Origin of the sequence: Erythrobacter sp. MTPC3, from assembly GCF_042854385.1 — a bacterium.
Classification (GTDB): domain Bacteria; phylum Pseudomonadota; class Alphaproteobacteria; order Sphingomonadales; family Sphingomonadaceae; genus Erythrobacter.
Genome location: NZ_BTGP01000009.1, coordinates 179,524 through 196,293, shown reverse-complemented (window position 1 = coordinate 196,293; position 16,770 = coordinate 179,524). Strand labels below are relative to the sequence as shown.

Below are 16,770 nucleotides of genomic sequence, written 5' to 3'. Positions count from 1 at the left end.
AGCTTGGATCACCGCTTTTAGGCATCGGTTCAAAGAGCAAAAAACGAACTGTCCGGACCGATCTCAGCGGAAACCGAAGTGCTCTCGATGCCAAGATAATTGTCGTCGATGGGCGTCGTTGAGCGGGATGAGGTGAGCAGCCTCGGGAACCAATAATTGCAGAGCGGCATCACTGAGTGCTGGCTTGACAAGAGCCCTCCCCTCATCGTCGAAACTCACTAAACCGCTATCGAATGCTGCATCCCAATGCACGGCCAGTAAGAGGCCATTGAAAACATCGAGACGCTCCTCATCGCTTCGGCATTTGGCCCATGGCACGATGTGGCTGGCCCGCAGCAATGGTTCATCGGTAATGCCAGTTACCGGACAGCGGCCATCCCAAAAATCAAGTAGAGCGCGGCGAAAATAGCCCTGGCCGACGCGTTCCTTCACGATCCTCTCGACCTCGGTGTCACCGAGGCCCGCGACTTCTGACTCGTATTGCGCCAGTGGAAACGTGGGCAAGCTGCGCGCAAGATGGAAGGCGCGGGAGAGGGCTTTACGTAGGGCTGCTTGGTCGGCGAAAGCGAAGGCAATCTTGAATTGCGCGGGTGGGGGAGTGACAAGCGCATCGCCGAGTTCTTCGGCGAGCTTTACCGCAACGCCAGCGTGTTCCACCGCCAAGAACCATGGCGATCCGTCTTCATTGATACCGCTGGCAAGCGCCACCTCTCCCGGAACGCCCTCGTCGGATTTGAACCACAGCCACCCGTCAGCAATCCCATTGGCTTTCCGGAAGCCATGATTGAAGGCTGCCTGTTCGAGTTCGACGCGAAAAATCGGGTGCGCGCTTGCTCGGCGTAGACCCAGGCTTGGATTCGGCATCATTGCGCCGCTACGTCCCAACTATTGCACATATCGGACTTCAGCTGGCCAAGCACTGTCGGCAGATCGTCACCATTTGCTGTCAGCCCGAGGAAGGTAGCGGCTCTCGTTGCACCGACATAGATGTAACGATCGAATAGCTCGGGTTGTTCGGCAGCAAGCCGATCAACATTCGTGAAGAAGACCGCTTCGAATTCCAGGCCCTTGATGTGCTGGACATCAAAAATTCTGACGTCGTTTTCTTGTCCCTTAACAAGCCCCTTTGGACATGCGACCGCTTGTATATTCAAATGCTCAAGCTGCTTGCCAAGAGTGCTCGCGAGCTCGTCCATTTCGTTCTCGTTCTCGACCAAGACAGCAATCGTCGGCATGGCTCCATCGCTCAAACGATTGATTTCGGCGATGCGTGATGCGAGCCAACTGGCTCGATCTACCATATCCCTCAAACCTAGGCCCAGAGCTGGGTCGAAGCCTTCGTTGTCCAACCCGGTCGGGCCTTCTTCTGCAATCTCTGCTCCCTGCAGCTTCGACAGATTGGCCGCAAAGTCGGCTAGCTTGCGACTCTGTCTATATGAGATCGCGATGCGCCGTAGATCAATGCCGGGAACAGCCCACTCTAATTCCGTCTCATTCCGGCTACCCCATGTCGTGAGACGCTGGTTGAAGTCTCCGGAGATGAACACGCCATCTGTCGAAGTGCTAGCCAGGTTACGCATTATCGCAAGTTGCAGCGGGGAGAAATCAGTGGCCTCATCAATCAGAACCTGATTTCGGCGAAGGTTCGCTACGGCGTCCAGGATTGCTGGTCTCCGGTCTCCCAATCTGCTTTGAAGAAGGCGATCATTCGATACGGCGCGAGCTTGTGAAACAATGGCCAACATTATTGCATCGATTTCGGCCGGATGAGCATCGCTTCCGGCCAAGGTTGCGTCCGAATACCATTGACCGTCCGCTCGCATGGCTCTGCGAAATTGCCGATACCGCAATGGCAATCTCGACAACCATGTCGTCGGAGAATTCGCAATCCTACGGGCTGCGCGTTGCACAAGCAGGCGCTTACCAACTGCTTTCAAATCAGGAAGCTCGAGCCCCCTTTCCGTGAGGAAATTAAGCAGTCGTGCAGCGCGTGTCCTCGATCCGGGGGTGCGGCTGGTTGCCTGTCCTATCGCTCGAGCACGCATGGCCTTGCGGAATACGTCGAGCGTCTGCTTACGACCGGAAAGAGGGCGGCCGGATTCCTCGTCATCATCGTCATCATCGACTTCGTCCTCCACCTCCTCGCTTGCCTCGACAGCGGCTTCAGCAAGCAATTTCGTTACGAAAGCCGCAAGATCGTCGAGAAAGCTGGGGTCGGCGCGAACAAACGAATGCAGCGGCTCCTCAAGTGCCTTCTGAATGTCCCCTGCCATTTCGCCGGCGGCTTTGCGGAGGTCATCTGCTACCCCCGCGAGTTCGCCCAAAAGCTGGATTGTATTGCCCGTCCCACGCTCAACCAGTCCAAGCACCCGCCGCCCAATGGCTGCGAGGCGAGCGTCCTCCGCAGCCGCCAGGCGATCCGCCTCGACGCGCAGCTGGGTGACGAACTGCTCGTTCTGGAAGGCATCAAATGCTTCGAACCATTCGATCTGGTTTTGCAAAGTCTCTGGTTGAAACACTGGCAGGTCCGGCTTCATGACCATTCCGGACCGCGTCCCAGTGCTCAGAATGGCAAGGTCATTGCGGCATACATCACGGCGGAAATCATCCCAGACCCTGAGCCGTTGATCGTGAACTGGCACACCCTCTTTGCCTAAAGCTTCCTTCACGTAGAGCCGGAGCAGTTCAGTCGGTGTGAACATAACCCAACTGTTCGGGTGCTCCAGTCCTGCTTCGTCCGCCCCTTCAACAAGGGCCTGTTCTTCTTCAGACAGGTGCTGAATGTCGACCGTCCTGCGAAGGCGTTTGATGAGCGTCGTGGTCTTGCCGGTCCCGGGAGGTCCAAGCACACCGATTTGACTATCGACTGGCAGGCGGAGGATCTCGTCCTGAAATTCATCCAACAATGCCGCCACGCGTAATTGCATCGCTGTGAGCGTTTCACGCATCAGTCCTTCGACGACGTTCTCGGAGCCTTCCTCGCTGCCAAGCCAATCGGCCACAGCGTTTGCTACGTCATCCGAAAGACCAGCATCACGCAGAAGCTCTCGCAGCGACTTGATGGTCCGAGGGCCCTTACCTTGACGATATTCGACAGCCGGGCGGGAATCCCAGTCCCCACCTGACTGGCCGGGCTTGAATGTCATCTTGGCGACGACATCGAACCAGCGCCTACCGCCGGGAAGGGTTATGTCCGCTCCGCCACCAACGGGCAGCGATGCGAGGCGCCCCTTCGGACTCAGATAGCTGCAAGAGACAAGGCCGGGCGCCGTGACTGTGCCTACGGGAGAGACGTATATCGTCTCCTCCTTCTCGTCCTCGTCGATCACGACGATCCGCGCGATGGACGGTTCGTAACGAAGACGCTGGAAGTCGCTGGTTCGTTCGGCATTGCGCTGCGCCATGTTGCGCGCCACGTTGTCGGCGGTCGACTGATTGACGCTCGCGAGGCTGCCAAAGCTGATACCCTTGTCGCGAAGTTCCGCTGATGCAGCGCTTGAAATCGTCTCGAAGGCATCGAGTGCCTCGCGTGCGACTGGTTTTAACTCTTCCAAATTGTCCCCCAATTAGCGTGAGTTCGTCAAGACTTATCGGCCAAAGCCCAGAGATTCCAGCATTTCATGGCCGCAGCCACTTCGTCGGCCGTGCTTGCGCCGGTCATATCGTAACCGGCATCTTCCATCGCATCGCGTGCGCCGTTGAACCATGCCCGCAAGTATGGTCGCAGGCGTTCCATGTCGCAGTCGAGATCAAGCGCCAGCAGGCGCGCCACCTCGATGAAATTCCGGCATCCGCGCTCCAAGTGATAGGATGCCATCGTGAAACCATCGAGGTTCAATTCCGGATCGATCCCGCTCACCGATACCCCTCCACTCTCGGCCGCAGGCCTTGTGCCATGAGTTCGTCGTAGGCGGCGAGGACTAGGCGGCGGGTTCTGTATTCGTTGTATTTGGCGATTTCGTTCTTCTGGAGGACGCGGAAGGTTTCGCTGGGGTAGTCTTCGCCCATCACGTCCTTGGGATCGAGGACGTAGCGCAGTTCGTCGCGGGTGAGGCCGTAGGCGAGGGCATACCAGGCGTCGAGCTCGGCGCGAAGCTGGGCGCGGCGGTCTTCGTTCCAGGCGAAGGGTGGGCCTTCATGGCCGAGATCGCGGGCGAAGGGGGCCATGGAATGGCTGGTATAGGTCAGCTCCAGCACGCGCGGGACGATAAAGCCGAGCGCGGCCTCGTAGTAGGCGCTGGGGGGGAGGACGGGGAATTGCTCTACATAGAAATAATTGAGGTTTGTCCCACCGAGCTTCTGCCTAACAACAAAATCTAACGTCAACGCACAGAGATTTGCGTAGAGACAAGCAATCGATGTTTCAGAAATATTCTGGCTCACGCTCCAAATATGGCAGCTATTTCCGGCACCAGATAATGGCCAGAGGCATGATATGAGAGTTCTTTCGTTTGTAGTATTTGTAATTCCTCGAACACCAAAAAGCCAATCTGCTTTTTCTCCCTCCCTACGACGAGCTGCTTCAGCCGCTGAAACCCATACCCTTGAGGACGTCTCAATACTTGGATCGCTTTGCTCTTCCCTTGTTAAACGCGGCAATGCCCTTGTATCTTCAGTGGCACCTTCGGGGTAGTAGCCCCATCGATGATCAAAATGGTTGATCATTTTGGCCTCGTATAAAGGGACCATGCGCTCAGCATCATTCGTCCAGTCAGTGCCACTCCTGACCCAGCCATTAGCCCGCAGTTGCTCTGCCGTATAAAACAGGCCGCTGTCGTTGGACATGTCGAACATTCGCATGAACGAAACCCCCCAAGGATTACCCTCCGCCCCCTTGCTTTCGTCGATCAGCACCGGCACTCGGTCGTAGATTGCAGCGGTTAGTTCAGCATCGCGGCGGGTGCGGAATACCGGAGCAGTCTTAGTGTTCGGGTTTATTTGGATGATCTGGGCAGGGGAAAGAACGAATAATCGCTCCGGGTTCTCCAACTCGCTAATAGCATCAAGTCTAAAAGCAAATTTAGCTCTTCGCGAACGTCCCATGGTCAACAAGCAAAAGGACTGATTGTCCTTTGTCCCGGCAAACCACGCTTTAATTTCTGAAAAGGAAATCAGGCTAGAGAGTGAGCCCTTCCTAATCAATGAGGCGAAGAATTGTGATAGCGTTTCTGAGGTAGCGATCCCAAGAGGAAAGACCCCTCCAGCTTTGCCACTATCCTCGCGTAAGTTCAGAAAGTGCTCGGCGAACAGCGCGTAGGTGTTGACGTCGCCCGTGCCGGTATAGCGGTAACGCCCGCCGCTGTCTCCCGGCACTCGAGCGAAGGCGCTGGTCGCCTCGGCAATGCGCTTGGCGATTTGGAACGACTCATAGAGCTTGCGGTCAGGCGATCCTTCGGGTGCTTCGGCCAGCTTGGAAATGGCGCGTCTGCGACCGGCGGCGTTCGGCTCTTCGGCCACCGGATGACCGGCGAAAAACTCCTGCTCCTGCAGCTTGATCCGCTCCCACGGCGGATTGCCGAGCACGACGTCGAAGCCGCCCTTGCCCACCACAATATCGGGAAAGGCCAGCGGCCAGTGAAACGCGCTCGCCGCGCCCGCCGCCTCGACCGCCGCGCCCTCAAGCGGGCCATAGACCTGCCCGCCGCCGAGCTTCTTCCAGACATCCTCGCTCGTCGGCACCTCGCCCCGCTGATAATTCAGCGGCACCTCGGTCTTGGGCAGCAGAAAGGCGGCCATATAGAGATCGCAGGCGACCCGCGTGCTGTAACGCGCCGGATCGTTGCGCCACGCTTCGAACGCCTCGCGCTTCTTCTCGACCTGGCCGACGGTGTCTTCGGGCATCCGCTTGATGGTCGAAAGGTTTGCTGCGAGCTTGCGCGGGGGCATGACGCCGGTGCCGCGTTCGAAATCGAAGGTGCCCTGCCCCTTTTTTTCGGTCTTGTTCTTGGCCTTGTAGTATTTGGCCGCGTCCTTGCTGTCGCCGGTGAGCGGCTTGTAGGCCTCATCCGGGATGCCGTCTTCGAGCACGGCGAGGTCGAACACGCCGAGCAGCGCGTCGCCGCAGCGGATATTGGCATCGAGGAAGCCGAGGGGCTGGCCGGGCGAGACGGACTCGATCCACAGCGCGACCTTGGCGAGTTCGACCGCCATCGGGTTGCGATCGACCCCGTGGATGCAGCGGGAGACGACATCGCGCAGCGCGGCCTGCGTGTCCTCCTTGCCCGCGTCCTCGTTGCGCAGGCGGGCGACGCGGTCGGCCATGCGGCGGGCGGCGCCGAGCAGGAAGTGGCCCGATCCGCAGGCCGGGTCGATCACCTTGAGATCAAGGATGGCGGCGACTTTCTCTTCGGGCGTGGTGCCATTCGCCTCGGCACGTTCGAGGACGGGATCGAGCGCAGAATCGAGCAGGCATTCGACGAGGCTGTCGGGGGTGTAATAGGAGCCGGAGGTCTTGCGATCATTTCCCTTGGCCCCGGTGCCGAGCTGGAACTCACCGCTGGCGGTGAGGCTGGGGCGGATTTCGAGGAGGCCTTCGTAGACGGAGCCCAGTTCTTCAGTCTTGAGGTCGCGCCAGTTGATGCGGTGGGTGACGCCGTCCTTGCGGATGAAGCCAAGGCAGAACAGCGCTGCGAGGAAGGCGCGATTGGGTAGCTTCGCTTCGTTCAGGTGGCGGGTGGAGGATTGGGCGAAGAGGCCTCCCAACGCGGGTAGGCCGAGCATCTCCTGGCCATGTTCGAGCGCGGCAAGCGTGACCTTCATCGCCTCCCACGCATCATGGTGTTTGTCGCGCGCTACCCGGCGACGGCTGCGTTCGCGCCAGAAGGTGAAGCTGTAGCCGGAGGCGTATAATTCGCGTGCCTCGCGCGGGGTTCGGCGGGGGTGGAGCAGGTCGCGGTCCTCGGCGACGGCAAGGAAGATTAGCCGGTAGACGGTGCGCAGCAGTTCCTCGAACAGCGCCTGCATGGGGAGCGCGCCGCTGGTGATCTTCTCCCGCAAGTCGGGATTGGCGTCGACCAGCCCTTGCCCGAGTTCTTCCAGTGCGGTGGCGACGTTGGCGTAGAGGTCCTTGCGGGCCTCGACCCCCTGTTTGAGCCCTGCCTCGCGCCATTGTTCGAGCGGGCAGTCAGAAGGGGCGGCATCGGGCGCGCCGAAGCGGGTGGCGTGGGCGAGGAGCCAGAAGGCGGTGAAGTCCGCGAACATCTCGTCTCGGAACATCGCGCCGAGGTCGGCTTCGATCCATGCCGGGCGGGTGAGGCTGGCATTATCGCGCATGAGGCGGACGCGGTCGCCGGCGAACACGAGACCCCATAGGGCGTGTTCGGTGCCGTTGAGCCAATCCTGCAACAGCGCGCTAGGGGAGCGGCGCGCGCGCCCGCCTTCCCCATCGCCAAATTCCGGCTGGGACTTGGCGAATGCGTCGCCCTCGTCGACCGGAGCCGCGACAACCACCGGCACCCGTCCATCTTTGGCTTCTATAGCGAGACGATAGCGGCGGGTTCCCTCGCGGTGTTCGACAGGACCCGCGAGGTCCGTGAACCCCAAGCACTGGGTCATCAGGTCACGCGCAAACTGGGCTGTGCGCAAAATGGTCTTGGCCTCGGCTTTGTCGTAGTCGCTCCAGAGCGCCTGGCCGATACGGAAATAGCGCGCGATCTCGTCGCCAAGGCTGGTGCCTTTTGGGCAGGCATAGGACTCGGCGATCTTGGCGGTGCGATCAGAGGCGATGACCTTCTGCACCTGCTCGGGCGCGATAAGCCCGCCTTCGATGGTGAGCGAGACAAGGCCGAGTTCGGTGGAGGAAGAACGGCGCGCCATCAGTTGGCCTCCGGCACGAGGACATAAAGGCCGATGACATCCGCAGGCAAAACCGCATCGACGGTGGTCGTGACCCCCTCGCCCCTTGTCGCCGCCTTCACGCGTTCGTGATCGTGCGAGAGGGTAGCGGCGCGCTCAGCCGCGTATGAAGCAATCGCGGGCTGATATTCTTCCAACCGGTCAAGAGCATTCTCAACCTGACGCCTGTTGGCGGGCGGCTCAATGCTGCGGGTCGCCTGATGTTCCAGCAGTGCAAGAGCCTCACTCCCTGTGGCGCAAGGCTCAACCGCATTTGGCCCAAACGCCAACCCGGTGGCCTCTTCGGCGAGCAGGGTTCTCCGTCCGCTTGTGACGAGTTTGAAGCGCAAGCGCAGAACGAGGAGCGTCGTGAGTTTATCGACGCTGCGGGTCATCCATACGCCGGCCCTTCCGAGGGCCGCCTTGCCTTCAACTCCTCCCGGGTCGAGTGCTCCCTCGGCCATCGTTTCCGCGAGCGTCGCCACCAGAGGATGGGTCCGGCCAACCTGGCCGACATCGGGCGGCAGCTTGTCACCAAACCCTATTGTGCGTGTCCCGGTCAGATTGCGCGCCACGAGCTTCTCACGAAGTTGCTGCGGCAATTCATCGTAGCGCACTCGCCAATGCAAAACTTGCTCACCAAGTGGCGTATCGATGCGAGCAAGCGCACGCCGGGTAAAGCGCTCTACTTCTTCAGGACCGCCCAGAAGATCGCGCAATTTTTGCCACTCGGGCAGCACTTCCTCAGGCTTTAATGCCGTCTGGGCATAGCGCGTCTGGCTCTTCGTGGCGGTTTCCTCAGCATTGCGCCACTGGGTCTCAAGCTTTGCATCAGCATCACCGAAATCGAAAATGCCTTGAGCACGTGGCTTATTCGATTGCAGCAGCATGGCCTGCATCAGCGCATTCGATACGCTAGACGAATCCTCTGGAACCGGAACGACGACGCCGGTCTCCTTCTCGATCCGCTTCATCTTCTCGGTGATCACCTTGATTACCGCGCCATCGATGATTGAATTCCGGCCGAACATCATCACCGACCACACCTTCTCGGCTTGCTGGCCGAAGCGATCGACGCGACCGTCTCGCTGCTGGTGGCGCGTCGGATTCCAATTGAGGTCGTAGTGGATAACGGCATTGAAGAGCGATTGAAGATTGATCCCTTCGGACAGGCAATCCGTTGCAACGAGGATGCGGTTCGGGTGGTCGATCATCGCCTCGACCCGGTCGCGGCGCTCCTCGGGCGTCAGCCTTCCGGTAACAACCTCGACTGTGTGCGACTTGAACTTTGCCCGGAGCGCCTCGCCGACTGCTTCAGCGGTAGCAATGAAGCGACAGAAGATGACGGGACGCGCCTTCTTCTCCTCGGTGAGATCCTTGACTTGAACTACCAGCTCTCGAAGTTTTGGATCCTCTGCGAAGCGAAAGACTAGGTTCTCTGCCTGGTTGATCAGTTTTTTTAGCTCGACAGTCTCTTCGCTGTCCCCGGCGGTCGCGGGTTCGACGTCCGTCTCTGCAAACTGATCGTCGTCATCGTCGAATATGGCCGGCGCAAGAAGTCCCTCCTCCGCCATCCCTCCAAGACGGTTACGCAAGGCACTAAGAGCGGCAGCAGGGGATGATCCGACACACCTCATCAGGGCAAGAGTGCCCCAGAATGCGAGACGCCGGGCTTGCGCTCCATCGGCTCGCGTTGCTACGCCGAGGCAATACTCGAGCACGTCTTCTTGAAATGTCTGGAAATCACCGAGGAGGTTGTAAGGCGCGTCGGCCTTCATGGGCACAGCAAAGGCTCCACCCTCACCCCAATGTCCGGCTATGTCGGGCCGACGACGCTGCACGAAATGCTGAGCAAGCCGCCGACGATATCGCTCAAGTGCGTTGCCATCGAGCGTGTCTGGCGAGTTCGCTAAATCTATATGCAACAGGCTCAAGAGCCTCGCATAAGCGTCCTGATTGCCGCTATGCGGAGTGGCTGTGAGCAACAGCATGTGACGCCCTGCATCTTCTGCTAAGCGTTGCAAGAGCGCAAACCGCTGCTGCGTGCCCTTTTCGCTGCCACCGACACAGCTGTGCGCTTCATCGACGATCACCATGCGAGGACAGGCCTGAGCGAAAGTCTCGCGGCGGCTGTCGGCTTTTATGTAGTCGAGACTAACGACCGTGAAAGGGTGAACACCGAAAATCGTGTCTCCTAGCGCAATGCCCCGCTCGAGTGTTCGAGCTCGCGCGGAAGTGACCGCTACGGCATCGATGTCAAACTTCTCGGCAAGTTCACCAACCCACTGGTCGACAAGGTGCGGCGGGCATAAGACGGTGAAGCTGTCGACCTCGCCGCGATCGAGCATCTCGCGCAAGATCATGCCCGCTTCGATCGTTTTTCCGATGCCGACATCGTCAGCAATCAACATACGCTTCACATCGAGACGCATTGCCATAAGCAAGGGCACGAGCTGATAAGCGCGTGGCTCAACCCCTAAATGTGCTGCACTTCGAAAGGGCCCCGCCCCCCTGCGCAACGATAGCCGAAGAGCATCGGTGAGAAGCTGCGCTGCATTTTGCGTGTCTAGCTGATCGACGCTCGGCGGAACAAAGCTCGCTTCGCGCATGGGTATGCGTTCGAGCATCGGTGCGATTAGGATCGCATCATCCTCCGAGCCAGACAGTGGGCGAATGCGCACCTGACTCTCGGAAGGTTTGCCAAGGACAATCCATTCTCTTCCTCGAGCGTGCACGAGATCGCCAATCTGAAGCTGCGAAGGCGTGATCGATGCGACAGTCATGCCGGAACTCCAAGGGCTGCACCGAGCGTTTCAGGAGGCGATGTATCGGGCTTTGTGGGGATAAGAATAAGCTCTCGTCCAAGCTCAACGCAGCGTTCCTTGAGCCCATCGCTGGGCGGGGTTGTAACGGCCATGACCATCATACTCGGCCAAACCAACGGATAGGTAATTCCATTGATCGTTTCTGTTGTAGGAGCAGGCCATCCCCACTCTTCAAATGCAGCAAACCAGGCCTGCATTTCGCCCCCCGTGTGCGCAACGGTGGCGGCTCGATCCTCTTGGCAATTTGCCATCGTGAGAAGCAGGCGAGTTACGTGTTCATCGCGGCGGTCAATCAGCTCGTGATCAGGTTGATTGTAATAGGACAGGACGCAGCGATAGCATCCAGCGACGCAGGCATCCTCTTTCGGCTCAATACCCTCTTCACTGATCTTGTAGTGCATTATATCGAGAGCAACCTCAGCAAGCCGTCGCCAACGCTCCGGGCCATCCATGAGACGCTTGAGGACTCCGGCTCCGCCCTCGGTAGCCTCATAGAGCAGAATTGCCTTTCGATTGTCTCGTGTTGGCAAAGGCTCGCCAAGCAACTCACCAGCCTCAAGAACATGCTCGGCTTCAATGGCGCGCACGATTGCGTGCTGGAGTGTCGCCATCTGAGTTTGATCCAGATCGATAAATTGATCGAACTTCAGAAGGAGCGCATTCTTCGTGTCTTCGACAACCGGGACGATCGATTGTCGCCGCGCCCCTTTCGGATCTGCGCCTTCATCTTCCCCTTGCGCTTCGTTTTTCAGCCAGCGACCCGAGACTGTATCGATGTCAAAACCGATGCTTTGCTGATCGGCACGCCGCCTCAAGCCGAGGTTGGCCCGCGATAGCTTGGTCTGCGGACCATAGCGCAGCGCAGCAAGGGGCCCCTCGCTGCTTTTAAGAAGTAGGCTTTCTTGCCGAACAGGGTCCCATTCAAAAATCGTTCGCAAGTCGAATCCGCGTCGCTGTCGGTCCTCATCATTGGCGGTGATCCTTGCGCCCGGCACAGCATCGACATTTTCGATGCGATAGAGCTTCGAGAGGCGGCCATCTTCGGTCAATGGGCTATTGCAAACGATGCAGCGTTCGGCGGTTTCGCTGCTATGGGCAGCGCCGCACTCGTGACAACATCGAACCGCTGCCGTGACCAGATGGTTTTCGCTGTCGCGTGTGCCGGCCGGCAGCTTGGCCCGATTGCAGCGATAGGCTTTACCCTCATGATAGACGAGGCTGTTCGGTCCAAACTCGGCAATAGCCAGGAAGCGCGGACGTTGCAGGACAGCCGAACCTCGGTCACTGTCAATGAAGGCATAAAGCGGCAGACGCGGGAAGTTGTAGCCTGGCAGAAAGCCCTCAGTCGCAAGATAGCGGTAAGTGTAAAAATCTGAATTGGCTGAGGAAACACCCTTCTCGAGTAATTCGAGTTGTTTGTCTGCCGCATTGTATCGCATCCGGGCATCCTTGCGTTCTTGCGTAGAGATTCCGGGGCGATCAGAGATCGCTGCAGCTGCTCTGCGCTCTTCGTTTGCAGAGCGGTAAAGAGTTCGCCATCGATCAAACGCACGATCGAATGACGCCTCCGCTGCGGCCCAACGGGACGCGACGAATTCACTAGCATTTCCCACAGTGGGATGGCTCTTGTCGACGGCAGAGGCGACAATTCTGACGGCACGCTCTTCGGCGTCGTCGTCGCCGCTAGCAATCTTAAATGCTGCTCCAAGCTTCTCGCTGACAGGAAGACTGGCATCATCCATGTTCAGGTTCTCTGGTATGGACTTGCCTAAGCCGTCTCGCGCTGCAGCCAGCCATTCGGCGTGAACGTGCGAGGCGAGCAGATCTTCGTTAGCAAGGTCGATTGCCGGCGGTCGAACGATCCCAGCCACGAGGTCACGGGTTCGTTCAAAGTAATACTGGTCGTGCGGGCTTTGCGCTGCGCAATAAGTGACCACCAGCGCCGCCTGCCCGCTGCGCCCAGCGCGGCCGGCACGCTGAGCGTAATTCGCGGGGGTCGGCGGAGCGTTGCGAAGGTAAACCACGTTTAGCTGCGAGATATCGACACCCAGCTCCATTGTTGGGGAACAATAGAGGAGAGGGAGAAAATCGCGCTTCTCTGCCGCAACTTTGGCCTCCCCGGTCATCTCGACCATTCTCTCCTTATCGCTCGGACCGAAGCGAAAACGACATTCGCGCAGCTCGCGGACCAGTGCATCAACCTGTGCGGTATGTTCGCGCGCTTCGAAACCCAGCGGCATGTCACCGGGCGACGCGAGCCGAGTAGCGACATCGGAATAGAGCTCGGCAAAAAACCGATTGTCCTGACTGGGCTTCGCGCTTCCGTCATCTGCAACGAGGCGCAACGCGCCAGGCGCCAGCTTCCAGCCCAGCATTGGCCCAGCCGCGAACTCGCGCACCATCTGATGTCGCCCTGCCGCGAGTAGCATCGCCTCGATCAGCGACTCGCGGTCAGCCAATGGCAAACCTCCAACTTCGGATGAGATTTGTCGAGCCAGACCGCCACGCCCCGAAACGCGGAGGATGCGATCATATTTACCTCCCTGCGTTCCCACCACAAGAGCGGTCTGGGAATTGAGGTCGTTATGCTCCTCCTCCAGCGAAATCGCCCATGGGTCTTTGAGGAACTGCCTGGATTTTGCAGCGATCGCCTCGAGCTCAGTGTGGTCTAGAGCGTCCGCAGCGATCGCAAGCCCTTTCCGCATGTGGTCGAAAAGAAGCGCAAAAATCTTCTGGCGAATTTCGGTAGGAACGTCAGCGAGTATTGAGAAACCGTTCGTTTCACTGTCACTCTTGCGCTCGCGATAATCGCCCGAGCAGGTAGCCTGATCGGCCGCGAGCATTGCGATGCCTGGATAGTCGACCCTGATCAGCGCAAGCTGGTCGAGATTGGGGTTAGTGTATCGCCAGCCTCGACGCAGGTCATTCCAAAGTCGGTGCGCGAGCACGCGGTTAATAGCCTTCTTGGACTCGTCGAGAGCCGCAAAGCCGACCGGATCCGGGTCAAGCATCCATTCCTTACGGCGTTCGCGAAACTCCGGATCAAATCCCAACGCCTTGCGCAGCGCATTACCAAAGTCCTCGTGAGAAAGACCATCGCTTCCGGCTGATCGCACGGCTTGCAACATTGCCCCGCGTAACAGCGTGACGAAAATAAAGTCATTGAAATGCCCAGACTGGAGTGCCGCATCCTGTCGGTTATCTGTAAAGCCGAGTAGCTTGCGTCGAAACTTGTTGTCCGGCTCTCCCGCGCGATCCATCCAATCGAGCGCGGCCGAGGTGATCAAGGTCGTAGCAGAGCTTCGTCCTTCCGCTGAAAGACCGGCCAATTTGTTGATGTCGCGCGCTTGCGGCGCGGGCTCGTGTTGGCACTGCGGGCAGAACCGATAGGGGCCAGGAAAGAACCAGCACAGCAGGCCATCGGGATCATTCTTTCCTTCCGGGCTGAGATACATCCTGCGGCCCTCGTGCTTACCACGATGGCTGCTCTTGAGGCGCTGCTGGCCCGTGGGACCTGTTTCTATCCACGAGGCTGGATAATCCTCGATCGTTCCCGTGAACGCCAAATCTGCGCGCGCATCAGGCACAAGAAAGCCGTGTTCAATGTCTGTGCCAGAACCGTCTGCACGTGGGCTCAAATCAATCGGGCGCGCGATCACCGTGCCAAAGTCGTCAATCGAAACGCTGTGGACCTCCTGCCCACACTCGCGGCAGAAAAACAGCGGATAGAGCCGCGCTTTTTCCTCTTGCCGGTCATAAATCTCGCCAGCCAGCGATACGCGCCTGATACCCGCAGTTGCTAACGTCGCTTGGGCTGTTCCCGCGCCTGACAAAAAGCGATGCAGCTTGAAGGCCATGAACGCCTGATGCCGGTCATTGTGGCTGGCGCTCATGGCTATCAATCGTTCGGCCAGAGCCCTCTTGCATTGGTCCTGCTCTAGGTCCGTTGCGGACGAAAGATCGGCAGCCGCCTCGGTCAAAGTGCGCGGCGTGCGCCGTTTGAGCACCTCTCCACCTTCCAGCCCGACATTCATTTCGATCCAACACGCCAGAGGATCGTCAGCAAACCCCTTGAAGTCGGCTTCTGCCAAGGGATTGAGCACTGCCGAACGCAGGGCTGCATCTGATGGCATCCCGTCGGTTCTGCGCACCAGACTTTCGGTGACCACATCGTCCGCAGCTACAGGGCTACCGAAAAGAATGGACCCGACTTCGGCTACGGCCTGTCGTCCGGCATCCTCTTCTCCCGATGCCATTGTCGCCGATGTCCCGATGCAAAGCATCTTGCTCGACCCCATGCGCTCGCGCACGCGCCTAACCAGCATCGCGACATCTGCGCCCTGGCGTCCCCGATAGGTATGCAATTCATCGAGGACCAGAAATTCAAGGCCCTCCATATTGGCGACAACTTTTTGATCGACCTCATCTTGTCGGGTCATGAGCAGCTCGAGCATCATGAAGTTGGTCAAGATGATGTCAGGAGGATTGGCGGCAACCTTTTCCCGCTCGCTTTCCTTTTCCTGCCCAGTGTATCGAGCGAAGGTTGGCTTGAGGTTGGCGTCGAGGCCGCAATCCTCAATGAATTTTTCCAGTTCTTCGCGCTGTGAATTCGCAAGCGCATTCATCGGATAGATCACAATTGCGCGAGTCCGGCGCGGCTCACCAGAACGACGCGCTGCGAGGATACGATTGATGATGGGAACGAAAAAGCAAAGCGATTTGCCCGAACCGGTGCCGGTCGTGACGATATAGTTTCGTGCCTGGAGCGCCTTCATCAGCGATTGGTCTTGATGAAGATGAAGGCTGATGGGCGTTCGTGGAGAACCGAGGGAAAACACCTTTGCAAGATCGCGGTCTACGACGCCATCGCTGACCAGCTGGTCGACCGGCCGTCCCCGCTTGAACTCCGGGTTGAGGCCGATCAGCGCTTCCGGCCAGAATTTTCCACTTTCGTAAATCGCATCCACTTGCTGACGCAGGTCATCAGCCCGGATCGAAGTAAAAGATCGGGCGAACTTCTCGTAACGCGCGATTAGATCAGCATCGAGTTCAAATACATTCATGACCACTCCTTGGTCCTTAGCGTAATCATTTAACGCATCTTCGAACAGATTTATGGCGCGAAATTCGACGGTTAACTGTCGACAATTCGAGCCCCTGCCTCCAAGCGCTCGCGCATCACTTCCTGCAATTCCTGAGGCGCCTCGATGCGAACCTCGCCGCCCCAAGTGAACAAATGCTCGGCGATCTCACGCAATCCTCCAGAGTGGAAGCGGACGACCAATTCCTCACCTTCTTCTTCGATGCTCTGGCGGGGGTGAAATCGCCAGAGTCGGGCGCGTTCCGCGCTTTCCGGGGCGACCCTGAGAACGATATCGTGACCTTCCTCGCGCCAGATGCCGAAGCTGCGGCCCATCCATTCGTCGAGGTCCCAGTTTTCTTCTGGAGCGCCGGGCTCCTCGCTCGCGCGGACTTCGCTCATTCGGTCGAGGCGGTAAGGGACAGGGTCGAGATCGCGGTCCGGCAGCTTGCCGATAAGGTAGGTCACCGAACCGTGGATGAGGCCGAAGGGAACAACCCGGCGCCATTTCGGCCCGTTCGCGCCTTCCGCACGGTAGTCGAATTCGACGCAGCACCCCGCCATGATGGCGCCTTGGATGCAGGCGACCGTCTCGGGGGCGTTTTCGATCATCGGGCCGGCCGGGACATGATGGCGCTGCAAGCGGACCAGCGGATCGAGATCAGGTGCCATGCGGCTCTTCACCTCTCGCCTGAGCCCCGCCTGCACCTTGCCAACCAAGCTTTCGAGCAGCGGCGCCTGAGCAGAGCCCGCCCGCCGTTGCGTGGCAGCGAGCGATTGCAACGCGGCAATCTCGGCGACGTTTGGCTGCGTGAAAGCAGAGTGCAATGAGCCCGGTATGCGAAAGCGCTTACGGCGATCCTCGATTATCTCCTCGAGGTCGAAATGGACGAGGATGAGATCGCGCAGCCGCTCTGCGGTGCGGCGGTCTGCGCCGATTTCTTGGGCCATCTCATCGAGCGTCAGGCCCTCAGTGCTTTCGCTGAGTGCCTTGACGAGAGATAGCAGCCGGTCGAGCTTCGCCATGCGAGC

At 58.9% G+C, this 16,770-nt stretch carries 7 protein-coding genes; all 7 read right to left on the bottom strand.

Annotated features, from left to right (window positions below):
- Positions 1-63: 63 nt before the first annotated feature.
- Positions 64-867 (bottom strand): HNH endonuclease, encoded by an 804-nt coding sequence (locus tag ACGHU1_RS13340; RefSeq protein ID WP_390587707.1) that lies wholly within the window; start codon positions 865-867, stop codon positions 64-66.
- Entirely contained in the window at positions 864-3,404 is a 2,541-nt protein-coding gene (locus ACGHU1_RS13335) for an ATP-binding domain-containing protein (RefSeq protein ID WP_390587706.1), read from the bottom strand. Before ACGHU1_RS13335 ends, ACGHU1_RS13340 begins: the two co-directional genes overlap by 4 nt.
- Before the next feature lie 176 nt (positions 3,405-3,580).
- Positions 3,581-3,859: a hypothetical protein gene (locus ACGHU1_RS13330; protein ID WP_390587705.1), complete on the bottom strand. Its 279-nt coding sequence runs from the start codon at positions 3,857-3,859 to the stop codon at positions 3,581-3,583.
- Entirely contained in the window at positions 3,856-7,815 is a 3,960-nt protein-coding gene (locus ACGHU1_RS13325) for an Eco57I restriction-modification methylase domain-containing protein (RefSeq protein WP_390587704.1), read from the bottom strand. The genes ACGHU1_RS13330 and ACGHU1_RS13325 overlap by 4 nt, the downstream gene beginning before the upstream one ends.
- Positions 7,815-10,616, bottom strand: coding sequence for a helicase-related protein (locus ACGHU1_RS13320; RefSeq protein ID WP_390587703.1), 2,802 nt, complete (start codon positions 10,614-10,616; stop codon positions 7,815-7,817). The genes ACGHU1_RS13325 and ACGHU1_RS13320 overlap by 1 nt, the downstream gene beginning before the upstream one ends.
- Positions 10,613-15,721: a DEAD/DEAH box helicase gene (locus ACGHU1_RS13315; protein ID WP_390587701.1), complete on the bottom strand. Its 5,109-nt coding sequence runs from the start codon at positions 15,719-15,721 to the stop codon at positions 10,613-10,615. Before ACGHU1_RS13315 ends, ACGHU1_RS13320 begins: the two co-directional genes overlap by 4 nt.
- Positions 15,722-15,792: 71 nt before the next feature.
- Positions 15,793-16,764, bottom strand: a complete 972-nt coding sequence (locus tag ACGHU1_RS13310; RefSeq protein ID WP_390587700.1) for a helix-turn-helix transcriptional regulator — start codon at positions 16,762-16,764, stop codon at positions 15,793-15,795.
- Positions 16,765-16,770 lie beyond the last annotated feature (6 nt).